Here is a 22,889-nt window from a genome sequence, read left to right as displayed (position 1 = left end):
CTTTTTATGTTGCAGTTCCTTCATCTCTATCTACACAGCCAATTCAATACGATTTCCAGACGGATCATAAGTAAGGAGTCTTCCGTCTTCTTCTGTTACGGATGCCCCTATTGTCCGCAAGTTGCCCACCGTTTTTTTGACCGCCTCTTCACTAGGCAAAACGAGTGTGTAAGATTCCATCCCGACACTATTTTCTGGCGGCTTTGGAGCACCTTTCCCATTCCAAGTGTTCACCCCTATATGATGATGGTACTTTCCTGTAGAAAGAAACAGTGCTTGACTTCCAAAGCGGTTAACTATATCAAATCCGAGACCTTTTACATAGAAATCTTCTGTCTCTACCAGCTCAGAAACATGCAGATGGATATGTCCCATCAACGTACCTTCTGGCATTCCTTCCCAAGACTTGCCTGGTTCCACATTCTTTAACAACCTCTCAAAATCCAACGGATCGACTGCCATGGCAACTTCTTCCCCATTCCATGTCCATTCAGAAGGATCACGATCGATATAAATTTCAATCTCGTTCCCATCCGGGTCATGCAAATACAATGCTTCACTGACAAGATGGTCGGATGAACCGAAGCGAATGCCCTTGTTTACCAAATGGACGACGATATTGGCTAAATCTTTTTTCTCAGGCAACAGAATAGCGAAATGATATAAGCCAGTCGTTCTTCCTTGCTTGGGAACGACATCTTCAGGTTGTTCCAATGACAAGATGCTGGTCTTCCCATCTGTTGTGAGCTTTGCTGTCGATGAAGTTTTTTCCAAAATATCAAAGCCGATAACTTCTTGATAATACTGTAAAGACCTTTCTAAATTCTCTACCTTTATATTGACATGACCGACAAACGTCGTTGGCTTGCTGTGGAATCCCATATTGTTCCTCCTAGTTATTATTCGAGTGGAATAATTTATTATCTAAAGATAAGGTCGACCGATCCGCTAATACAAGGAAAATGGACATAGCCAGTAGAACCAAATCAAGTCCATATCCTGCCATTTGCCCATTGCCAACGAAACCGGCCGGTAACTTTGCCGTAAAAATAGCCCCTGCCATGATAAGTGCGAATAACACGCCAATGATTTTGGTACCGATACCCAAAATTAAAGCGATGCCTCCAATCAGTTCTATGGCAGCAACCGGATAAGCCAGAAAACCGGGAATTCCAAGACTGTCGAAATATCCTGCTGTATTTGCTACTCCGGCTTGAAACTTGGATAAACCATGAATGAAAAATGTAAGACCTAATACTGCTCTTAAAATAACCTTCCCTACTTCTTGTTTATTCATTTCTTTCTCTCCTTTTCTTATCAAGTTACTTTATGTAACCTAGTTTATATTTATAATTAATTACTGTCAAGTAAATGATTTATTATTTATAATCAGTTAACATTTCGTGGTATACTTGAATAGGAGAGGTGATTACACATGGCACAGCCGACAATCTGTCCAAAATTTGAAAAAGCCATCTCCCTGCTAAGTCAAAGATGGACAGCATTGGTTATTTATCAATTATTGCAAGGCAAACAGCGTTTCACTGAGATTCAATCAACTATCGGGATAAGTGGAAAAGTATTATCGGAGCGTTTAAAGGAATTAGAACGTGAAGATATAGTGAAACGTGAAGTAATACCCGAGACACCAGTCGTTATCGAATATTCCTTAACAGAAAAAGGGCATGCGATGGAGCCGATTTTGAGAACAATCGAGAGCTGGTCCCAAGGTTGGGTCAGAGAAACGGATGTAGCTACAGAATAGTTACTGGAAATGCATACGAAAGAGGGGCTGCCCAAAAGTCATTTTTAGTGACTTGAGGACAAGCCCTTTTTCCTTCGCATGTTTCAAATGATACAGCAAACAATCCCTACAGATCGTTTGCTTTTATAACATCTTGTTTCTGGGAGTGAAAGGCAACCTGTTCACCTTTATTATTCCTACCTATCAATCGATGAGCGATGCTCAGATGTGGAACAACTTTATAGACAATGATCGCAATAATAATACTGATCAGGGCTCCTATAACGACATCGGCTGGATAATGGACACCAACCCAAATCCGTGAAAAGCCTACCAATACAGATGCTCCCACACCTAATAAAGATGTCCAGCTTCTTCTAAACAACCAAAAAGAAACACAAAATGAAAAGAATACGATCGTGTGCTCACTTGGAAATGAATTGTCCACCGCTTTTTCAATCAGCTGATTGACGTTGGCCAGCTCGGCAAATGGCTGGTTATTGGAATGAATCTTTCCAGCAAGTTTCGCGATCACTTCCGCCAAAATGAGCGTTACCGTCCCGCAAAAAACCATCATCTTGTTTCTCCAGTTTTTAGTGAACCCAAGAATGATTACCGTTGCAATCAATAAATACAGCATATACTCAGAAATAAAGGACATGAGAGGATTGAATATCGGGTAATCTTTCCCTAGATTATTAATCATTCGGAACCATTCCGTATTAATTTCTGAAAGAGCCATCGCAGTTTTCCTCCCTTCCATCTGCTTTTATCAAGGTCTTCTTCGCAGTCATTTTTTGAATGGCATGAATTCTCAAACTCTAATTTAGCTATGCTTATTATAACAGACTGTATATAGAGAATAGAAAGCTTCTTTCTCCAAACGCAAAAAGAAAGGCTATCAGAACAATATGTGAAAATGTGAACAATATAAGAACATTCCATATAAACGTTTACTTACCAGAGAAAATTAGCATATAATCTACTTAAGACATCACTTGCTCACTACTGAACAATATCATGTGAATAAATGAGCAAATCATACAGCCTTTTTAGGAGGTAATAACATGAAGACTGCAGAAGAGGTAAAACATAGAAATTCTTGGGATGGGTTCAAACAAGGAAGATGGCAGAAAGAAATGGATGTACGGGATTTTATTTTGAAAAATTTCACGTTATATGAAGGAAATGAGTCATTCCTCGCAGGCGCCACTGCAGATACATTAGCACTATGGGATCAGGTAATGGATTTAACCAGACAAGAAAGAGAAAATGGCGGAGTCCTCGATCTGGATACTAAAATAGTCTCCACTATCACTTCACATGGGCCGGGATATTTGAATAAACAAATGGAAAAAGTAGTAGGCGTCCAGACAGATGCCCCATTCAAACGTTCGTTACAGCCATTCGGGGGAATTAGGATGGCAGTTGCAGCAGCCGAATCCTATGGTTATGAAATCGACAAAGACGTGGAAAAAGTATTCACCGATTATCGGAAAACGCATAATCAAGGAGTCTTTGACGCCTACACTCCTGAAATGAAACTGGCACGTAAAGCAGGCATCGTTACAGGACTTCCCGATGCATATGGACGTGGAAGAATTATCGGTGATTACCGTAGAGTTGCTCTTTACGGGGTAGATCATCTGATTACGGAAAAGAAAAAAGAGCTGAATCTGATTGGCAATGGAACGATGTCCGAGGATATCATGCGGGACCGCGAAGAAACAGCGGAGCAAATCCGTGCTTTGCAGGAATTGAAGCAACTTGGCGATACCTATGGATTTGATATTTCCAAACCTGCTGCAACAGCACAAGAAGCATTCCAATGGTTATACTTTGGCTACCTCGCTGCCATCAAAGAACAAAACGGAGCTGCCATGAGCTTAGGGCGTGTATCAACTTTCCTTGATATTTACGTAGAAAGGGATCTGAAGAATGGTGTGTTAACAGAAGAGACAGCACAAGAACTGGTCGATCATTTCGTTATGAAGCTCCGACTGGTAAAATTCGCCAGAACCCCTGAATATAACGAGTTATTCAGCGGTGACCCGACCTGGGTGACAGAATCGTTAGCGGGAATCGCTCAAGACGGCCGTCCGCTTGTCACCAAGAATTCCTACCGTTTCCTGCATACGTTGAACAATTTAGGGCCAGCGCCAGAACCGAATTTAACTGTCCTATGGTCTGTCCATTTACCGGATAATTATAAGAAGTATTGTGCAAAAATGTCCATTGAAACAAGCTCGATCCAATATGAAAACGATGATATGATGCGTGAAATATATGGAGATGATTATGGAATAGCCTGTTGCGTATCCGCCATGGCTATTGGTAAACAAATGCAATTTTTCGGAGCTCGCGCTAACCTCGCAAAGGCACTGCTTTACGCAATCAATGGCGGTGTGGATGAGAAACTGAAAATCCAAGTCGGCCCTGCCTATGCGCCAGTTACATCTGACTACCTAGATTACGACGAAGTATCCGCCAAATATGATATCATGCTTGACTGGTTGGCCGATTTGTATGTGAACACCCTTAATATCATTCACTATATGCATGACAAATATAGCTATGAGCGGATTGAAATGGCCCTGCATGATCGTGAAGTCCTTCGTACAATGGCATGCGGCATAGCCGGATTATCCGTAGTGGCAGACTCATTAAGTGCCATCAAATATGCGAATGTCAAAACCATCCGTGATGAAAATGGAGTTGTCGTCGATTATGAAATCGAAGGTGATTACCCAAAATATGGAAATAATGATGACCGTGTAGACCAAATTGCAGCAGATTTAGTGAAACGTTTCATGAATAAAATCAGGACCCATAAAACATATCGTAATTCTACACCAACACAGTCTATTTTAACTATTACCTCCAATGTAGTGTACGGCAAGAAAACAGGCAATACACCGGACGGACGTAAAGCAGGCGAACCATTTGCTCCTGGAGCCAACCCGCTCCATGGGCGAGATACAAACGGATCATTAGCTTCTCTCAGCTCCGTAGCGAAAATGCCTTATGAATATTCTCTCGATGGCATCTCTAATACATTCTCTATCGTTCCAAAAGCTTTAGGAAAAGATGAGGAAACAAGATATGCCAACCTCGCTGGAATGCTGGATGGTTATGTGATGAAACGAGGACATCATCTAAATGTTAATGTCTTTGACTGGGAAACATTGCTTGATGCGATGCACCACCCTGAGGAGTATCCACAGCTAACCATCCGTGTCTCTGGTTATGCCGTCAACTTTATCAAGTTGACACGTGAACAGCAAATCGATGTGATCAACCGTACCTTCCATGGAAGCCTGTAAGGTAACTTGGAAACGAAATTAACCTTTGCTTGGCAGTTCATTCAAAGGAATTCTAAGGAATAGCTAGGAGGACGAGCAACATGAAAGGTCGTATCCATTCAGTAGAAACCTGCGGAACAGTTGACGGGCCGGGATTGCGTTATGTCATTTTTACACAAGGATGTCCATTAAGATGCCAGTTCTGCCACAACCCTGATACTTGGAAAATCAATCAGGGAAAGGAGAAAACAGTGGAGGAAATAGTCGATGACATCAAAGACTACCTTCCATTCTTCCAGGCAACCAACGGCGGCGTAACAGTGAGCGGCGGTGAACCATTGTTACAGGTGGAGTTCTTAATTGAACTGTTCCGGGAACTGAAAAAGTTGGGAGTTCATACGACCATAGATACTTCCGGCGGATGCTTCAGCCGTTCTCCCCGCTTCTTAAAAAACTTGGATGAACTGCTCACCATGACAGACTTGATTCTATTGGACCTAAAGCATATCCATCCGGAAAAGCATAAGGAATTGACCGGCATGTCCAATGAACACATCATCGATTTGGCTGCCTATTTATCGGAAAAGCAAGTTCCTGTCTGGATCCGCCATGTCCTTGTCCCGACGGTCAGTGATTTTGATGAATATTTATATGGACTGGCTGACTTTATTGGAACGTTGGACAATGTGGAGAAAATCGAAGTTCTGCCGTATCATCAACTAGGCGTTTATAAATGGGAAAACTTAGGTCTTGAATACAAACTTCAAGGGGTCGAACCTCCATCTGAAGAGAGGGTTCAGAATGCAATGGATATATTAAATAGAAAAGCAGCTCTGCATGCTTAACCACAGCAAAGATAGAAATTAAAAGAGGTTGGGACAAACTTGTTTATCAAAAGAGAAATCCGAACTAGCCTTGGTAGAGATAGCCGCTTCGGAAATATACTCCGCTTTCCACGGGCGGCTGATAAGCCTCCTTGTGCTATCGCACGGCGGGGTCTTATCTAGGCCATTCCTCCCGTAGGAGTCTGCGTATATTTCCTACGCTTATTCGGTTCACTTTTGAGACAAACAGTTTAGTTATGTCCCAGCCTCTTTTTATGCTTTTATGTCTTCAATTTGTAGGGACAAGATTGCGAATAACACCTAGGATTTACCAACCATACTTCTTTCTTAGGCTTTTCGTACAACCTCTGCCACACACTCCACATGATTCGTCTGCGGGAACATATCGACCGGCTGCACTTCCTTCGTTTCATAGCCGCCATCTTCCAGAATGCGAAGGTCCCTTGCCAGTGTGGACGGATTGCATGATACATAGACGATTCTGTTCGGTTCCATGTCCATCATCGCCTGCAGAAAGTCCACCTCACAGCCCTTCCTTGGCGGATCGACCACGATGACATCCGGGTTGAATCCCTGCTGTTTCCATTCAGGCATGACCGTTTCCGCCTGTCCTACGTGGAACTCGGCATTGGTGATACCGTTAAGTTCTGCATTCTTTTTAGCATCCTCGATGGCTTCAGGCACCACTTCGATACCATATACCTTTTTAGCACGCTGGGCAAGGAACAAGGAGATTGTTCCAATTCCACAATAGGCATCAATGACCGTGTCATTTTCGGTAATCTTGGCATATTCGAGCGCCTTTTGGTACAGCCTGTCTGTCTGCTGTGGGTTGATTTGATAGAAGGATTTCGGTGAAATGGCAAACGTGACATCGCCGATGGTGTCATGGATATATTCTTCTCCCCATATGACCTTCATTTTCTTTCCAAGAATGACATTGGTACGCTGTTTGTTGACATTATGGACAATCGACTTCACATGTGGGAAGGTTTCTGTCAGCTCACGAATCAATTCCTTCTCGAATGGCAGTTTTTCCGTCCGGGTGATGAGCACAATCATCGTCTCATTCGTCTCTCTGCCTGTCCTTACCATGATATGGCGAAGGACCCCTTTATCCTTCTTCTCATCATATGCCTCGATCCCCAGCCGGTTTGCAATTCGGCGCACCGCATGGACCGACCGATCATTCAGCTCGTCCTGGATGACACAGGTCTCCATATCCTTGATAATCTCATGGCTGCGCATACGATAGAAACCGGTGATTAATTCGCCGTCATCTTCTCCTACCGGAATCTGAACCTTATTGCGGTAGCGCCATGGATCTTCCATCCCAATTGCCGGATGTACTGGTACGTGTTCGAGATGGGCGATCTTCTTCATCACGTTTTTCACTTGGTTTTGTTTCATCTGCAGCTGCAAGTCATAGCTCATATGCTGAAGCTGGCAGCCGCCGCATTTATAGAAAACATTGCACGGCGGCTCTACCCGCTCATCACTGGACTGCTTCACTTCGAGCAACTTTCCAAACCCGAAGTTCTTGTTCGCTTTGACCACTTTGACAACTGCTTCTTCTCCCGGCAGGCCGTATGGAACGAACAATGGATAGCCATCCACTTTGGCTACCCCGTTCCCTTCATGTGTCAGATCCTCGAAGGTAAGTGTAAGCTTCTCATTCTTTTTCACTGGAGCCTTCTGTTTCGCCATTTATCTATCTTCCTTTTCATTATATTTCCGTTTGCCAATAGTTTACATTCTCAGTCAGCTACAAGCATCTTATCATATGTTTTACTGAAAAAGCATTTCTTACCAAAAAAAGAAGACTACTGCATCAGTAATCTTCTCTATTGATGAAAACTTCCGGCACGAAAAACTCGATATGCTGCTTTAAATTGGTGAATTCACCAGGCAGCATCCCACCGTATTCACCGTCAATATTCAACTGCATATTTTCATCGGTTGTGACTTTGATATGTTTCGCCTGTGTATAGAGAATGCGTTCATCCTCCAGATGAGCTCCCCGCATGGCAAGTGAAGCTATCCGAATGAATTCCGCTAAATTCATCTTTTTGAGTATAAGCAGATCAAAATGGCCGTCATTCATTTTTGCCTCTGGGGCAAGTTTTTCGAAACCGCCGACAGAATTGGTATTGGACAGAAGAAATAGCATGATATCCTCATCCAGTACTTCCCCATCGTACTCAATCCGTGCCCGGATCGGTTTCAGAGACGGCAGCATTTCAATCCCTTTAATATAGTAAGCCATCTGGCCAAGCATTGTCTTCAGCTTACTTGGGACATCATAAGTAAGTTCTGTGAGTCTGCCGCCACCAGCAATATTCATAAAATACTTGTCTTCATCCACCCGGCCAATGTCCAGTGCCAGTGATTTTCCGCCGACAATGACATCGACTGCTCTTTTTATATCACGCGGGATATGCAATGCCCGCGCAAAATCATTGGTGGTGCCGACTGGTATGATCCCAAGCTTCGGCCGATGTTCCTGCTCGGCCATGCCATTGATCACTTCGTTGATGGTTCCATCCCCGCCAGCTGCCACAATCAGATCATAGCCCCTGTCCACCGCGGTTGCGGCCGCCTTTGTTGCATCACCTTCACAGGTGGTTGCATGGGCAGATGTCTCATAGCCGGCAACTTCCAGCCGTTCCAGTACGGTCGGCAGTTCCTTCTTGAAAGCTTCCCGGCCGGATGTCGGGTTATAGATGATCCTGGCTTTTCTCATAGAATTTTCCTCCCCATTCTCTCCAGCTGCAGGGCCGTTTGGCAATTCTCCCAATTGACTGCATCCAACCAATATCATAGCCCTTTTTGTCCTATTTGAAAAGGGGTATGCTGTGCGACTGGAACCGGCTTTCGACAGACAGACTGCCGCCATATGCATGGCGGCAGTCCTCATCGTCGACAGGCTTGGAGATAATTACCTGCTCTCCAATTCTTCTTTCAGGATTTTATTGACCATTGGTGGGTTGGCTTGGCCTTTGGTCGCCTTCATCACCTGACCGACCAGGTATCCCATTGCCTTGCCTTTACCATTCTTATAATCGGTAATGGACTGTTCATTCTCATCCAATACCTTGGAGATGATCTCTTTCAGCTGGCCTTCATCGGAAATTTGGACCAATCCTTTTTCCTTGACGATTTTCTCCGGATCGCCGCCATTCTCTACCAGCTCGGCAAAGACTTTCTTGGCGATTTTAGAAGAAATCGTACCGTCCTCAATCAACTGAATCATTTTTGCCAAACCATCCGGTGTTATGGCGAGATCTCCGAGATCCTGCTGATGTTTGTTCATATAAGCGGAAACTTCCCCCATCAGCCAGTTGGAAACCTGTTTCTTATCGGCTCCCTGATCGACCGCCTCCTCGAAGAAGTCGGCCATCTCCTTGGAACTGGTCAGCACGTCTGCATCATATTCCGGCAGACCCAGCTCTTCGATATATCGTTTTCTACGGGCATCAGGAAGTTCAGGGATTTCCTGTCTGATACGTTCTTTCCACTCTTCATCAATGTAAAGAGGGACTAGGTCTGGCTCAGGGAAATAACGATAGTCATCAGAACCTTCTTTGACACGCATCAGGATGGTTTCCTTCGTCTTCTCATCGTACCGGCGGGTTTCCTGCAGGATTTCTCCACCATTAAGCAGTTCCTTCTCCTGGCGTTTTTCTTCAAATTCCAGACCCTTCTGGACGAAGTTGAACGAGTTCAGGTTCTTCAGCTCTGTTTTGGTTCCGAATTCTTCCTGGCCAATCGGACGCAGGGAGATATTGGCATCACAACGCAGAGAACCTTCCTCCATTTTCACATCGGAAACACCTGTATATTGGATGATGTTCTTCAGTTTCTCCAGATACGCATACGCTTCTTCCGGGGAGCGCATATCCGGCTCGGAAACAATCTCAATAAGCGGTGTACCCTGACGGTTGAAATCGACGAGAGAATGCCCGTCATCACCGTGGGTCAGCTTTCCTGCATCCTCCTCCATATGAAGGCGGGTGATGCCGATCCGCTTCTTCTTGCCATTCACTTCGATTTCAATCCAACCATTTTCCCCAATCGGCTGGTCAAACTGGGAAATCTGGTAGGCCTTCGGGTTGTCCGGATAGAAGTAGTTCTTCCGGTCGAATTTTGTATTGGTAGCAATGTCACAATTCAAAGCCATTGCAGCTTTCATGGCAAAATTCACTGCTTCTTCATTCAGTACAGGCAGTACACCTGGATACCCAAGATCAATCGGATTGATGTTTGTATTCGGTGCTGTTCCGAATGCATTGACACTCGGGCTGAAAATTTTCGTATCTGTTTTCAATTCGACATGGACTTCCAAGCCGATAATCGTTTCAAAGTTCATTAGTTGGCACCTCCAAGTTGAGGTCGTTTCAGGTGATAATCCGTTGCTTGCTCAAACGCATGGGCAGCACGGTACACTGTTTCCTCATCAAAATGCTGGCCGATGATCTGCAGGCCGACCGGCAGTCCGTTCTCCCCGAATCCGCATGGGATGGAAATGCCAGGTACACCTGCAAGGTTCACCGGAATGGTCAGAATATCATTGGCATACATGGTCATTGGATCTTCGGTCTTTTCCCCGACACGGAAGGCAGGTGTAGGTGCTGTAGGCCCGACCACTACATCATAGGAAGCAAAGATTTCATCGAAGTCCTGCTTGATCAATGTCCGGACTTTTTGAGCCTTTTTATAATAGGCATCATAGTAACCGGAGCTCAGGGCAAATGTACCCAGCATGATCCGGCGTTTCACTTCATCTCCGAATCCTTCACTCCTGGATTTCTTGAACATGTCGATCATGTTGTCGGCATTCTCAGAACGTACGCCATAGCGGACACCGTCAAAACGGGCCAAGTTAGCAGAGGCTTCTGAGGATGCGATCAGGTAGTAGGCTGACAAGGCATATTTGGAGTGCGGCAAGGACACTTCCTCCCAGGTTGCTCCAAGAGATTCATATACCTCCAGGGCTTTGTGGATCCGGTCTTTCACCTCAGGGGACACCCCTTCAGCCAAATATTCCTTCGGTACAGCGATTTTCAGACCTTTGACATCACCGGTCAGTGCTTCTGTAAAATTAGGCACTTCGACATCTGCACTGGTGGAATCCATCACATCATGGCCGGCAATCACTTCCAGGACACGTGCATTATCTTCCACATTGCGGGTGAGTGGGCCGATTTGATCCAATGAAGAAGCAAATGCGACCAAGCCGAAACGGGACACCCTTCCATATGTAGGCTTCATTCCGACAATACCGCAGTAAGAAGCAGGCTGACGGATGGATCCGCCGGTATCGGATCCTAAGGAAAACAGCACTTCTCCGGCAGCTACTGAAGCAGCAGAGCCGCCGCTGGAACCACCTGGGACGTAATCTGTATTCCATGGATTGCGGGTTGCCTCATAACTTGAGTTTTCATTGGAGGACCCCATGGCAAATTCATCCATGTTCAACTTGCCGACATTGACGATTTGCGCGTCATTCAGTTTATTCATGACTGTGGCGTCATATAATGGGTCCATGAAATTGTCCAGGAACTGGCTCGCACAAGTGGTGCGAATTCCCTTGGTGACAATGTTATCCTTGATTCCTGCCGGCATGCCGAATAATGCTGCAGACTTATCCTCCAGCTTGTCCAGCTCCCTCGCTTTATCAAGGGCATCTTCTTCATTCAATGTGAGGAAGGCCTTGACGTCTCCATCAACTTCCCGGATCCGCTCATAGGAGGATTTGACAAGGTCTTCCACGGTAATTTCATTATTATGTAGCATTTCTTCCAATTCTTTTATCGTGTGATCGAATAATGACATCTTCTGTCCTCCCTACTCCAAAATTGATGGTACTTTGAATTGACCTGCTTCGTGATCCGGAGCATTCTTCAGCGCATCCTCCTGGCTGATCCACTCTTTCGGCTCATCCTTGCGCATCACGTTCTTCAAGTCGATGACATGTGTGGTCGCTTCGATATGGTCGGTGTCCACTTCATTCAATAGATCGGCATGCTCGATGATTTCAGCAAGATGCTCGGTGAACATTTCTGTTTCTTCTTCACTGATTTCCAGCCTTGCCAGATTGGCAACATGCTTCACCTGATCCTTTGTGATCTCTGCCATAATTTTCACCCTCCAATATATGTGTTTCTACATTTTTCATCTATGTGTCCCAATAGTATACCTTCATTGTCAACACTATTGATAATAGCAGAGTTGGCCGGGGTGTGGCAACTGCCAGGTTGGTGCGGAATCAGGGTGGAATCTACTTCGAGACATGAGCGGCCCGTCCGACCGATAAACTCACGCTCCCGCTGATTTCCCACACGTCCGGCGGATATCTCACTGCTCCGGCTGATTCCCTGCACGTCCCCGCCTGCCAAAAAAATAGCCCATCCCCGCTGATCGGGAATGGGCTTATCCTCTAATACTCTTTCAATTTCTCGGTAGCAGCAGTGAACTCTGCTTCCATTTCTTTGTTCGGCTTGCCTAGCATGCTGACAACCACCGTAATGATCAAGTTGAGTAGGAAGCCTGGCAGCAATTCGTACAGGTCGAACATTCCGCCTTCCAACATACCTCCCCAGATCAATACCGTTGCCGCACCAGCGATAATACCGGCCAATGCACCGTTCCGAGTGATTCCCTTCCAGAACAGGGACAAGATGATGATTGGACCGAATGCGGCACCAAACCCTGCCCAAGCATAGCTGACCAGATCGAGGACACTGCTCTCCGGATTCATCGCAATCAATGTGGCAATGAGTGCAATGACGACGGTAGCAAGCCGTCCGATCCACACCAGCTCTTTGGAAGTGGCATTTTTACGGAAGATCGCTTTGTAAAAATCTTCAGCAACAGCAGAGGATGAAACCAGCAGCTGGGAATCAATCGTACTCATGATTGCTGAAAGAATGGCAGCAAGCAGAATACCGGAAATCACCGGATGGAACAGCAGCTGGGAAAAGGCGATGAAAATCGTCTCCGAGTTATCCAGCATCTGTATACCGTCCTGGGTGATCACATTGATTCCGAATTCATCCAGAAGTGATACATCTTGGGTACTGATGAAAGCCAGACCCATGAAACCAGTGAAGATTGCGCCATATAATCCAAGCACCATCCACCATGTACCGATGAAGCGGGCTTTTGGTACATCTTTTGGTGAACGCAACGCCATGAACCTCACAATGATATGTGGTTGTCCGAAATAACCAAGACCCCAGGCCAGCGAAGAAACGATGGCCAACAAGCCGACACCTTCGACCATATTCAGGTGGTTCGGGTTGATCTCACCAACCGCTTCTACTGCAGTGTCCCAACCTCCCATTTGGGTCAGCGCCACAATCGGCACTGCAATCAATGCCAGAAACATCAGTATCCCTTGGAAGAAGTCTGTCCAAGCAACTGCCAGGAATCCACCAAGCAATGTATAGGATACGACTACAAGCGCACCGATCCACAGTGCTGCCTGATAGGACAGCCCGAAGGATGCCTCAAATAACGTAGCTCCAGCAACCATGCCGGAAGACGTATAAAAAGTAAAGAACAATAAAATAACCAATGCAGAAGCAACACGAAGAATGTGTGACTTATCTTTGAATCTATTTTCCAGGAAATCTGGTATAGTAATCGAATCATTGGCGACTTCTGTATACACACGCAGCCGTTTTGCGACAAACTGCCAGTTCAGATAAGCACCTACCGCAAGACCAATCGCCATCCATGCTTCTGACATGCCAGCCGCATAGATAGCTCCCGGCAGACCAAGCAGCAGCCAGCCACTCATATCCGAAGCACCGGCACTTAAAGCAGCCACTCCAGGCGTCAAATTCCGTCCGCCCAATACATAATCGGACAGGTTATTGGTGCGGCGATACATGATCACACCAATGATCAACATTCCAATCAAATAAACAATGAACGTCAATAATGTCGTTAAACCCATGTTCTATTTTCTCCTCCCTGTAAACAATGTAATCAATGACAGCAGGAGGATAATGGGCATTGGGACAAACAGCCAAAACCATGTAGCTCCCTGTATAGCGTATTCCATATTCGAACCCCTTTCCGAATCTTAACGCGATTATGAATTTCCACGCTTACACAATCTATATCCTTTCACATAATGCGTTTTTTTTCAAGCAATTTCATAAGCATAAAGTCCTGCACCACCGCTATTGGCAGCGCCTTCAATACTGAAATGGGCATTCTCGGTCGGATTATGTATGATATACAGCCATTTCACAAACAAGAGAGCAATTTATTCAGCTATTTGGCGATTTGTAACGATTATCTCTGATATACTTCCAGATTGCTATACTTTAAATTTTTTTGTTCAAACATACTGGTTTTCTTTTACAAATAAAAACGCTTCCAATAAATGGCAAAAAGAAGACCCGGTACGGTTTCCACACCATACCGGGAACATCCATCTTATGTTTATCGGGGGTAATAACAGTGTGTTCCTGAGTAACAAAGAATATTAATAGAATGATTTAGGTTTTTCCACAGAGAAAATGGTCGGTTCCATTTCCATCGCTACATCCGTTGGCTGGTTATCTGTCGCAAACAGAAAGCCGGCTGCAAGGATGCCTCCCAATGCTAATGATGCAATAATCTTTTTCATGCTTCTCCCCTCCTTTATAGGTTGATTAATTCTTCATACGTTTCATTTGCGAGTTTATAGTATTTTACAGAGGATTTATATTTGCCGATGCACTCAAAATGCTCGGCAAGCATCTTGGAATACACGACCAGATTAGCGTGATCGTTATTATCCTTCAGATAAGGTATGAATTCCTCTGTTACTAATGAAGTGAATTTCTCATGTTCTTCATTGATGGCGTAAGTATAGGTTTTTATCGTGTATTCAAACAGTTTATAATAAACACCTGTTTCTGTATCCGATAGAATTGCCTCAGCTTTACTGATCATTTCTTCGGTTTTTTCGTATTTTTTCAGGTAATAATATTCTTTTATCAATGCTGTGATAGCACCTAATCTTTCACTATTCGCCACCTGCTCATCATCTGCGACCTCCAAAAAGTACTCAATTGCTTGGTTGGTTTCATTAATAGCAGAATGCAGATAGCCAAGATTGAGGTTTGTCAATTGGATGACAGTATTGTCTTTGTTGAGTTGCCCCAGATGTTTCGCCAGATTATAATTCTTGATCGCCTTCTCATACATTTTGATTCGTCTGTAGGAGATACCAAGCACAATATGGCATTGGGCACATCTTCTGAAATTATACTCCTTCATGTATACTTCCAGTGCCTTCTCCGCAAAATCGATGACTTCGAGTGTATTGCGGAGCTTGCTGTGGGTAACCGCGAGAATGTAATGCAGGTCTGCCGCCTCTGCTTCTTCCATATCCACCTTGTTGATCTTCTCTTCGGCAAGCTTATAAAGTTTGATAGCCTGGTTGAACTCTCCAATGGTGGAATTGTAGTTCCCCCTGAACTTATACCAGTAATACTGCTGGGTATGATCGAAGGAGTCCGCCAGTTCATTCAGTTCATTGATCTTATCCAGCGCTTTATCATGCTCACCTAACACCAGATGATACCTGATTTTATGGATTTCAAACATCAGCAGGTTTTCAGACAGGTTGCTGTCCATCAATTCCTGGATTTCCTGGTATGTAGCGATGATCTTCTTTTTGTCCGTTGATTCGAACAGCATGCTGTACCATTCTTGGCATTTCTCCCGTATGGTCATATCCAGATCATTATTCAACTGGACACCGAGCCTAGTACAGAGCATTTGAATGATTTCAGGGCTGGCCTCTGTTTTCTTGTTTTCGATTTTAGATAAATAGGATAATGAAACAATTCCTTTAGCCAATTCACCTTGTGTCATATCTTTCTTCGTCCGCTGCAGTTTGATAAAGGAACCTATATCTATCAATGTGCCCACCCTAACATCAACTTTGATTTCTTTGCTTGGTATATTTATATTATAGCATAGATTCTGATAATTCATATTGGGAAAATTAATAGCAAAATAGGTGATTAACAGTCTAAAATGAGGTGAATTTATTCTCGATTTTCCTCACATAAGAAAATCAGCCCTGATTCGAAGGGTTTTCCTCGAAACGAGCTGATTTCCAAATATATGACTATTGACGCAGGAGAATTGTTCATTCGTAATGGAAGCCCACTTTAGGGTAGGACCTCTGTATGACTGTTTTCCATTTAGTGGAAAACATGCACAGTCGGCTCTTCCTCTCCTGCCTCGCGGTATATGAGGCTTTCCATCTTGGTACTCGACTCCACTTTGATTTCCAGGTCGTAATAATCTGGGAACATGTCCTGTACCAACCCGTAAACATACTGGCTGAAGCCGATCACTTCCGCCTTGCCATAGAAATCAAGGGGTATCTCGATGGTAAGCTTTTGCAACTCTTCATTTATATAGAATCCTTCTCCAATGACACCGACATAGTTCGGAAAGAACTCTGCTATTTCATTTCCGAAACTTGTCACCAGTTCCTGATCCTCATAATACTTATCTGACCCTTCATCTGACGGGAAAAGAATATATTCTTCATTTACATCCTGCCAGTTGCCGATGGAACTGCTGTCTCCCGCTACATTGGTGGTTGCTACGAAATTTCCGGGCACCGGGGAACTCTGTTCTTCTTCCCGGTAGATCGCGAACATCACTGGGACATTTTCCAACCCTTCTATCTCTCTTACACGCTCCAGTACTTCCTGGGCTATCTCGTCTGCCTTTTCCATCATTTCCTCTTCAGAAATGTCCTCGTAATAGGAGGGACCGCCAATCTCCTCCTGAAAACGGTAGACGGATTTCATGGCTAGACCGATGGAAATACCTTCCAGACTGACTGTATTATCCTCCCCTTGCACAAGGAAGTTCTGTTCCAGGATATGGGAGAGATAGCGGGGGTTTTCCCGATGTATCTCTTCACCTGCCCCTTCTTCCACTTGAGGGTTCAATGCATCAATCCACTCCAATACCATGGATTCGGTAATATACTGGCCTTCTTGGAAAAAGTATCGGTCAGGGTCATAGACCTCCTTGGAGTGCCTTCTTAACCCTTGCTCAAATTCGTCGATGTCCACACGATTTGCAACCTGATTATTGATGACTCCCCTGGCTGCACTGGTTTTATAAGGGAGGATCATGCGATAATTCTCATCCTCCAGCTGGGCACTGGGTACGATGGATGTCTCCTCTCCGGAATCCTCTTCCTGGACGACTTCCTCCTCATTGTTATTCGGTGCACAGGCGGCAAGGAATAGCAGGATGATCATCAGCCAGGCGTTATATCTCTTCATATGCCAGATGCCCTCCTCACGCTTCCAACGCTTCTTTTAACTGCTCTTCGTTCCAAATCGTCACACCCAATTCACTAGCTTTATCATATTTGGAACCGGCATCTTCACCAGCAATCAGAAGATCGGTCTTTTTGCTGACACTGCCGGTGACAGATCCTCCCAATGCCTCGATTGCCTGCTTCGCTTCCTTCCGGCTGAAGGTCTCCATCTTACCTGTAAGTACCACGGTCTTGCCGGAAAAGAAACTGTCTTCAGCCACTTCTTCTCTTCGTGGTCCTTTATATTCCATATTGACACCGAGTTCGCGAAGTTCATCCAGAAGGGAGGTTACTTTCTCTTCAGAAAAGTATTGGACAATCGAGTCGGCCATTTTATCACCGATTTCGTTAACAGCTACCAGTTCCTCATAGGAAGCTTGCTGCAATTTCTCCATGGTCTCGAATTCGGCAGCGATCGTTTTCGCGGCTTTGGAACCGATGAACCGGATGCCAAGGCCGAAGAGAAGCTTTTCCAGGGAGTTGTCTTTGGAAACGTTGATCGCCTTTAACAGGTTATCCGCTGACTTTTCTCCCATTCGTTCGAGATTCAGCAGCTGCTCTTTTTCCAAACGGTAGAGATCGGCAATAGTATGGACAAGGTTTTCACGGAACAATTGGATGATCACTTTTTCTCCCAATCCGTCAATATTCATCGCATTACGAGAAACAAAATGGATCAGCCCTTCTTTCAGCTGGGCCGGACAGTTGGGATTGATACACCTGAGCGCCACTTCTTCCTCCAGACGTACGAGCTCACTGCCACAGTCAGGACAAGTATCCGGCATATGGTATTCTTCTTCATCACCGTTTCGTTTGTCTTCCAATACACGAACCACTTCCGGAATGATGTCTCCGGCTTTTTTGACGACTACTGTATCACCGATCCGGATGTCTTTCTCCCGGATCAGATCCTCATTATGAAGGGACGCACGCTGAACGGTCGTTCCGGCGACCTTTACCGGATTCAGTATGGCTGTCGGGGTGATGACGCCTGTCCGCCCCACACTCAGTTCGATATCTGTCAGTTCGGTGACAACTTCCTCCGCCGGGAATTTATAGGCAATGGCCCAGCGTGGGCTTTTCGCCGTATAGCCAAGCTCCTCTTGCTGGTCCAAATTATCCACCTTGATGACAATCCCATCGATCTCATAGTTGAGGTTCGGACGTTCATTGGTCCAGTATTCGACGTACTCCATAACCTCTTCCATGGTATCGCATCGCTTCCACTCCGGGTTCGTCTTGAATCCAAGCTTCTCCAGTTTTTTCAGACGCTCGCTATGGGAGTTGATTTCACTGTTCTCCCACTCTCCTACACCATAGAGGAAAATATCCAGATTACGTCTAGCTGCTATCTTGGGATCCAGCTGTCTCAAAGATCCAGCTGCAGCATTCCTCGGATTGGCAAAGGGCTCTTCCCCGCGCTCTTCCCTCGCCTGATTCAGGGAAAGGAAGGATTTATGCGGCATAAACGCTTCTCCGCGGACCTCCAGCTTTTCTGTTTCCTTGATCGTCAACGGCATGCTGCGAATTGTTCGGAGATTACTGGTAATATCTTCGCCTGTCGTTCCATCACCACGTGTCGCCCCGCGGACAAATCTTCCGTTTTCGTAGGTGAGGGACACGGCAAGCCCGTCAATCTTCAACTCGCAGACGAAGGAAACCGGTTCATCTGTGCCCTCTGTCGCCCTTCTTGCAAAGTCCCGCAAATCCTGTTCATTGAACGCATTGCCAAGACTCAACATCGGGTTGTCATGTTGCACTTTCTCAAACGCATCGAGCGGCTCTCCGCCGACTCTCTGGGTCGGTGAGTCCGAAGTAATCAGCTCCGGGAATTCGCCTTCCAGCTTCAGCAGCTCCTGCATTTTCTGATCATACTCTGCATCCGGTACGCTCGGTTTATCGAGAACATAGTACTCATAGCCATATTGGTTCAGCAGTTCTCTTAAAGCATTGATTTGTTCTTGTGCCTGCTCGCGCTCCACAGCCAAGCACCTCCTGTTCTACTCTTTCGTGATCGGGGCGAATTTGGCAAGTACACGTTTGACACCGACAGGCGCTGGGAAGGCGATATCCAATTCCATCGCTTCTCCTTCTCCCTGTACTTTCACCACGGTGCCGGTTCCCCATTTTTTATGGCTGGCTTTATCGCCTGGTGCCCATGTTTGGCTTTCAGCCCCAGTCGTCTTCTGGATTTTTTCAGCTTTACGCTTAGCCGGTGCCGGCCAGTCTTTTTTCGGCTTGGCCATGCCGCCGAACATCTGCTGTTTCGCTTGTTCCATTCCATCCACCAGCTCATCCGGAATTTCATTGATAAAGCGGCTGACAGGATTCATATTGGTGCGCCCGTATAGGGTGCGCATTTTTGCATGGGTAAGGTAGAGCTCCTGTTCCGCCCGGGTAATGCCTACATAGGCGAGACGGCGCTCTTCCTGCATTTCTTCTTCATCGAACATGGATCTGCTGTGCGGGAAGACATTTTCTTCCAATCCGATCAGGAAGACGACCGGGAATTCGAGTCCCTTGGCCGCATGTAGAGTCATCAAGGTGATTTTCGGCTCCTGATCCTCTTCCTCTTCATCCATATTATCGATGTCGGCAACAAGGGCAAGATCGGTCAAGAAGGCAATCAATGTCTTATCTTCCGCCGTTTCCTCGAAATCCTTCGTTACCGTCATGAACTCTTCCAAGTTCTCGAGACGGCTCTGTGCTTCAATCGTCCGCTCGCTCTTCAGCATTTCTACATACCCTGTCCGTTCAAGCACTGCTTCCACCATATCGGTTGCAGTCAGGAATTCCTGCTGCTTGCTCAGTGTGTCAATCAGATTGCCGAAGCCTGCCAGTGCATTGGCCGCTTTTTTGGATACTCCCGTAAAATCGACCTCTTTCACGGCCTGATTGAAGGAGATATCATGCTCCGCCGCATAGGCCCGCAGCCGGTCGATGGATGTCTTACCGATTCCGCGTTTCGGCACATTGACGACACGCTCGAAACTCAGGTCATCATCCGGATTAGTGATCAGACGAAGATAGGCGATCATATCCTTGATCTCTTTCCTGTCGTAGAATTTCGTGCCCCCGACCATCTGATAGGAGATATTGGATTTCATCAACGTATCCTCCATCGCACGGGACTGGGCGTTCGTCCGGTAGAGAATCGCGATATCATTGGCGGAATGGCCTTCCTTTCTTGTGAGCTCCTGGATCTTATCGGTAACGAACAGTGCTTCCTCCTGCTCGGTTGCCCCTTGATAATAATGGATATTCTTACCAGCTGGATTTTCCGTCCACAGGTTTTTAGGCTTCCTTCCTGGGTTATTCGCAATCACCTGATTCGCTGCCTGCAAAATAGATTTGGTCGATCGGTAGTTCTGTTCCAGGAAAACCGTGCGTGCTGTCGGATAATCATTTTCAAAGGAAAGGATATTGGTGATATCTGCTCCGCGCCAGCGATAGATCGACTGATCGGAATCTCCGACAACACAAAGGTTTTGATAACGTCTTGCCAGCTGCTTCACAAGGGAATACTGGGCATGGTTCGTATCCTGGTACTCGTCCACATGGATGTACTGGAAGCGCCGCTGGTAATATTCCAGCACTTCTGGCACCCGTTGGAACAGGTGGATGGTCTGCATGATCAAATCGTCGAAATCAAGCGACTGATTCTTCTGCAGGCGTTTTTGGTAGGATTCATACACCTGGGCAACCTGCCTGTCATAGAAGTTGCCGGCATTCTTGCTGAACTCTTCCGGCGTGACCAATTCGTTCTTCGCAGAACTGATCTGACCTAGCATCGAGCGTGGGTCGAATTTCTTCGGATCGATGTTCAAGTCCTTAAGAATCTGCTTGATGACGGACAACTGATCCCCACTGTCCAGTATGCTGAAATTACTGCTGTACCCGATCCGGTCGATATCCCTTCTCAAAATCCGGACACACATGGAGTGGAACGTAGAAACCCACATCTTCATGCTTTCTGGGCCGACCAGCCTGCGCACACGTTCCTTCATTTCACGGGCAGCTTTATTCGTGAACGTGATGGCCAGTATATTGTGGGCTGCCACATCTTTTTCAGCAAGCAGATACGCAATCCGGTGGGTCAGCACCCGTGTCTTTCCACTCCCCGCACCTGCCATGATCAAAAGCGGCCCTTCCGTATGTTTTACCGCTTCCTGTTGTTCCTTATTCAAACTGTTTACTAAGTCACCCATCGTTTGACTCATTTTCACACCGCCTTGTATTACTCATCTTTTATCGCACGCACTGTTTTCAGCGCCTTCTTGATATCCTCATAAATGACATTGCCGACAATGACGGCATCTGCATGCTGCTTCATTTCCACTGCTTGTTCACTGCTTTCGATGCCCCCGCCGTAGAACAGCTTGGTCTCCTTCAGCTGGCTCTTCACTTTTTCTACCAATGCCGGGTCACCATATGTACCACTATATTCCATATAGAAAATCGGCAAGTGGAACACCTTTTCTGCCATATAGGCATAGGCGATAACATCCCTGTCATCTGGCAAATAACTGTTCGTATGTGTAAATGCCTTGGCATCTTCATTCAAAATACAGTACCCTTCAAAGAAAATCTCACTATATTCCATCATATCGATATACTGTTTGATCGCCTGATGCTGCACATCCATCATCCATTTTTTGTCCTTGGAATTCAGCACCATCGGTATCAAATAATGATCAAATCCCGGAGAGAGTGCCTCCATTTCCGAGACTTCCAGGACCACCGGCACCACATGCTTGCGCCTGATCCTCGACAACAGATCCAGCACTCCGTCCAATGTGACATTATCCGTTCCTCCAACAATAACTGCATCCGTTCCCGACTCACAGACCATATCCAGATGCTCATCAGATATCTCTTTTGCCGGGTCAAGTTTGAATATATGTTTCCATTCATCCATTGTAGTATACAACTTTGCAATCCTCCATCATCATATTCGATTAGTTTATTATACCAAAAAACATGTTGGGAATTTAGGGATATGGGTGGGATTTTTGAAGAGGATGATCGTAGAGGTTTGTGACGCTGATATGCTGTCTCTCCTGCCGATACCCCGCACATGCTGCCGATATAATCGCTCTCCTGGCGATATCCTGCGCCTACTGCCGATATAACCACTCTCCCGCCGATAGCCGGCGCGTACTGCCGATATGATTGCTCTCCTGCCGATATCCGGGGCCTACTGCCGATATGATCGCTCTCCCGCCGATACCCGGCACCTACTGCCGATATAATCGCTCTCCTGGCGATCCCCCGCACATGCTGCCGATATAATCGCTCTCCTGGCGATATCCTGCGCCTACTGCCGATATAACCACTCTCCCGCCGATAGCCGGCGCGTACTGCCGATATGATTGCTCTCCTGCCGATATCCGGGGCCTACTGCCGATATAATCGCTCTCCCGCCGATAGCCGGCACCTACTGCCGATATAATCGCTCTCCCGCCGATAGCCGGCGCCTACTGCCGATATGATTGCTCTCCTGCCGATATCCGGGGCCTACTGCCGATATGATCGCTCTCCCGCCGATATCCGGCGCCTACTGCGGATATAATAGTCAAGTCCTCATTGTTGTGTAAATTCTAGTTACAATTTTTCAACCACTTATTGATTATATGGAA

18 protein-coding genes are annotated in these 22,889 nt (G+C 45.9%); 3 read left to right on the top strand and 15 right to left on the bottom strand.

The annotated features are described in order from the left end of the window. Window positions 1-30: 30 nt before the first annotated feature. Together ACFOGI_RS05835 and ACFOGI_RS05830 are read right to left on the bottom strand one after the other, a co-directional pair. A complete protein-coding gene (locus ACFOGI_RS05835; RefSeq protein ID WP_390269844.1) occupies window positions 31-882 on the bottom strand; it encodes a VOC family protein in 852 nt (283 codons plus the stop codon). 10 nt (window positions 883-892) lie between these two features. Then, window positions 893-1,297 (bottom strand): DoxX family protein, encoded by a 405-nt coding sequence (locus ACFOGI_RS05830; protein ID WP_390269841.1) that lies wholly within the window; start codon window positions 1,295-1,297, stop codon window positions 893-895. Window positions 1,298-1,435: 138 nt separating this feature from the next. On the opposite strand from ACFOGI_RS05830, the gene ACFOGI_RS05825 reads away from it, so the two are divergent. After that, window positions 1,436-1,765 (top strand): winged helix-turn-helix transcriptional regulator, encoded by a 330-nt coding sequence (locus ACFOGI_RS05825; protein WP_390269838.1) that lies wholly within the window; start codon window positions 1,436-1,438, stop codon window positions 1,763-1,765. Between the two features lie 106 nt (window positions 1,766-1,871). On the opposite strand, the gene ACFOGI_RS05820 is transcribed toward ACFOGI_RS05825, so the two are convergent. Continuing rightward, window positions 1,872-2,486: an undecaprenyl-diphosphatase gene (locus ACFOGI_RS05820; RefSeq protein ID WP_390269835.1), complete on the bottom strand. Its 615-nt coding sequence runs from the start codon at window positions 2,484-2,486 to the stop codon at window positions 1,872-1,874. Between the two features lie 325 nt (window positions 2,487-2,811). Between ACFOGI_RS05820 and pflB the strand changes: the two genes are divergently transcribed. Together pflB and pflA are read left to right on the top strand one after the other, a co-directional pair. Beyond that, window positions 2,812-5,067, top strand: coding sequence for a formate C-acetyltransferase (gene pflB / locus ACFOGI_RS05815; RefSeq protein WP_390269832.1), 2,256 nt, complete (start codon window positions 2,812-2,814; stop codon window positions 5,065-5,067). An 80-nt stretch (window positions 5,068-5,147) separates the two neighbouring features. Beyond that, the gene (gene pflA, locus ACFOGI_RS05810) at window positions 5,148-5,891 is read left to right on the top strand and encodes a pyruvate formate-lyase-activating protein (RefSeq protein ID WP_390269829.1); all 744 of its coding nucleotides are present in this window, start codon (window positions 5,148-5,150) and stop codon (window positions 5,889-5,891) included. 327 nt (window positions 5,892-6,218) lie between these two features. On the opposite strand, the gene rlmD is transcribed toward pflA, so the two are convergent. From rlmD to ACFOGI_RS05750, 12 genes are all read right to left on the bottom strand, one after another. Further along, window positions 6,219-7,598: a 23S rRNA (uracil(1939)-C(5))-methyltransferase RlmD gene (gene rlmD / locus ACFOGI_RS05805; RefSeq protein WP_390269826.1), complete on the bottom strand. Its 1,380-nt coding sequence runs from the start codon at window positions 7,596-7,598 to the stop codon at window positions 6,219-6,221. Window positions 7,599-7,722: 124 nt separating this feature from the next. Next, the gene (locus ACFOGI_RS05800; protein ID WP_390269823.1) at window positions 7,723-8,634 is read right to left on the bottom strand and encodes a diacylglycerol kinase; all 912 of its coding nucleotides are present in this window, start codon (window positions 8,632-8,634) and stop codon (window positions 7,723-7,725) included. Between the two features lie 195 nt (window positions 8,635-8,829). Next, window positions 8,830-10,260 (bottom strand): Asp-tRNA(Asn)/Glu-tRNA(Gln) amidotransferase subunit GatB, encoded by a 1,431-nt coding sequence (gene gatB / locus ACFOGI_RS05795; protein WP_390269820.1) that lies wholly within the window; start codon window positions 10,258-10,260, stop codon window positions 8,830-8,832. Then, window positions 10,260-11,726 carry an Asp-tRNA(Asn)/Glu-tRNA(Gln) amidotransferase subunit GatA gene (gene gatA, locus ACFOGI_RS05790; RefSeq protein ID WP_390269817.1) on the bottom strand — a complete coding sequence of 489 codons (1,467 nt, stop codon included), beginning with the start codon at window positions 11,724-11,726 and terminating at the stop codon, window positions 10,260-10,262. Before gatA ends, gatB begins: the two co-directional genes overlap by 1 nt. Before the next feature lie 12 nt (window positions 11,727-11,738). Beyond that, entirely contained in the window at window positions 11,739-12,029 is a 291-nt protein-coding gene (gene gatC, locus ACFOGI_RS05785; protein ID WP_390269814.1) for an Asp-tRNA(Asn)/Glu-tRNA(Gln) amidotransferase subunit GatC, read from the bottom strand. Window positions 12,030-12,330: 301 nt separating this feature from the next. After that, a complete protein-coding gene (putP, locus tag ACFOGI_RS05780; RefSeq protein ID WP_390269811.1) occupies window positions 12,331-13,854 on the bottom strand; it encodes a sodium/proline symporter PutP in 1,524 nt (507 codons plus the stop codon). A 537-nt stretch (window positions 13,855-14,391) separates the two neighbouring features. Then, the gene (locus ACFOGI_RS05775) at window positions 14,392-14,535 is read right to left on the bottom strand and encodes a hypothetical protein (protein WP_390269808.1); all 144 of its coding nucleotides are present in this window, start codon (window positions 14,533-14,535) and stop codon (window positions 14,392-14,394) included. Window positions 14,536-14,549: 14 nt separating this feature from the next. Continuing rightward, window positions 14,550-15,827, bottom strand: coding sequence for a helix-turn-helix domain-containing protein (locus ACFOGI_RS05770; protein ID WP_390269805.1), 1,278 nt, complete (start codon window positions 15,825-15,827; stop codon window positions 14,550-14,552). 278 nt (window positions 15,828-16,105) lie between these two features. Next, window positions 16,106-17,212 carry a CamS family sex pheromone protein gene (locus ACFOGI_RS05765; protein ID WP_390269802.1) on the bottom strand — a complete coding sequence of 369 codons (1,107 nt, stop codon included), beginning with the start codon at window positions 17,210-17,212 and terminating at the stop codon, window positions 16,106-16,108. A 16-nt stretch (window positions 17,213-17,228) separates the two neighbouring features. Continuing rightward, a complete protein-coding gene (gene ligA, locus ACFOGI_RS05760) occupies window positions 17,229-19,232 on the bottom strand; it encodes an NAD-dependent DNA ligase LigA (RefSeq protein ID WP_390269799.1) in 2,004 nt (667 codons plus the stop codon). An 18-nt stretch (window positions 19,233-19,250) separates the two neighbouring features. Continuing rightward, window positions 19,251-21,470, bottom strand: a complete 2,220-nt coding sequence (gene pcrA, locus ACFOGI_RS05755; RefSeq protein WP_390269796.1) for a DNA helicase PcrA — start codon at window positions 21,468-21,470, stop codon at window positions 19,251-19,253. A gap of 17 nt (window positions 21,471-21,487) precedes the next feature. After that, window positions 21,488-22,168 carry a heptaprenylglyceryl phosphate synthase gene (locus ACFOGI_RS05750; protein ID WP_390269868.1) on the bottom strand — a complete coding sequence of 227 codons (681 nt, stop codon included), beginning with the start codon at window positions 22,166-22,168 and terminating at the stop codon, window positions 21,488-21,490. Window positions 22,169-22,889 lie beyond the last annotated feature (721 nt).

Source organism: Virgibacillus xinjiangensis (assembly GCF_042643145.1).
Taxonomy (GTDB): Bacteria; Bacillota; Bacilli; order Bacillales; family Amphibacillaceae; genus Virgibacillus_O; species Virgibacillus_O xinjiangensis.
This window is presented reverse-complemented; position numbering and strand designations above follow the sequence as displayed.

Excerpts from the sequence above, each read along its gene's own strand:
- ACFOGI_RS05835 (WP_390269844.1), bottom strand. The coding sequence starts at position 882 with ATGGGATTCCACAGCAAGCCAACGACGTTTGTCGGTCATGTCAATATA.
- ACFOGI_RS05830 (WP_390269841.1), bottom strand. The coding sequence starts at position 1,297 with ATGAATAAACAAGAAGTAGGGAAGGTTATTTTAAGAGCAGTATTAGGT.
- ACFOGI_RS05825 (WP_390269838.1), top strand. The coding sequence starts at position 1,436 with ATGGCACAGCCGACAATCTGTCCAAAATTTGAAAAAGCCATCTCCCTG.
- ACFOGI_RS05820 (WP_390269835.1), bottom strand. The coding sequence starts at position 2,486 with ATGGCTCTTTCAGAAATTAATACGGAATGGTTCCGAATGATTAATAAT.
- pflB (WP_390269832.1), top strand. The coding sequence starts at position 2,812 with ATGAAGACTGCAGAAGAGGTAAAACATAGAAATTCTTGGGATGGGTTC.
- pflA (WP_390269829.1), top strand. The coding sequence starts at position 5,148 with ATGAAAGGTCGTATCCATTCAGTAGAAACCTGCGGAACAGTTGACGGG.
- rlmD (WP_390269826.1), bottom strand. The coding sequence starts at position 7,598 with ATGGCGAAACAGAAGGCTCCAGTGAAAAAGAATGAGAAGCTTACACTT.
- ACFOGI_RS05800 (WP_390269823.1), bottom strand. The coding sequence starts at position 8,634 with ATGAGAAAAGCCAGGATCATCTATAACCCGACATCCGGCCGGGAAGCT.
- gatB (WP_390269820.1), bottom strand. The coding sequence starts at position 10,260 with ATGAACTTTGAAACGATTATCGGCTTGGAAGTCCATGTCGAATTGAAA.
- gatA (WP_390269817.1), bottom strand. The coding sequence starts at position 11,726 with ATGTCATTATTCGATCACACGATAAAAGAATTGGAAGAAATGCTACAT.
- gatC (WP_390269814.1), bottom strand. The coding sequence starts at position 12,029 with ATGGCAGAGATCACAAAGGATCAGGTGAAGCATGTTGCCAATCTGGCA.
- putP (WP_390269811.1), bottom strand. The coding sequence starts at position 13,854 with ATGGGTTTAACGACATTATTGACGTTCATTGTTTATTTGATTGGAATG.
- ACFOGI_RS05775 (WP_390269808.1), bottom strand. The coding sequence starts at position 14,535 with ATGAAAAAGATTATTGCATCATTAGCATTGGGAGGCATCCTTGCAGCC.
- ACFOGI_RS05765 (WP_390269802.1), bottom strand. The coding sequence starts at position 17,212 with ATGAAGAGATATAACGCCTGGCTGATGATCATCCTGCTATTCCTTGCC.
- pcrA (WP_390269796.1), bottom strand. The coding sequence starts at position 21,470 with ATGAGTCAAACGATGGGTGACTTAGTAAACAGTTTGAATAAGGAACAA.
- ACFOGI_RS05750 (WP_390269868.1), bottom strand. The coding sequence starts at position 22,168 with ATGGATGAATGGAAACATATATTCAAACTTGACCCGGCAAAAGAGATA.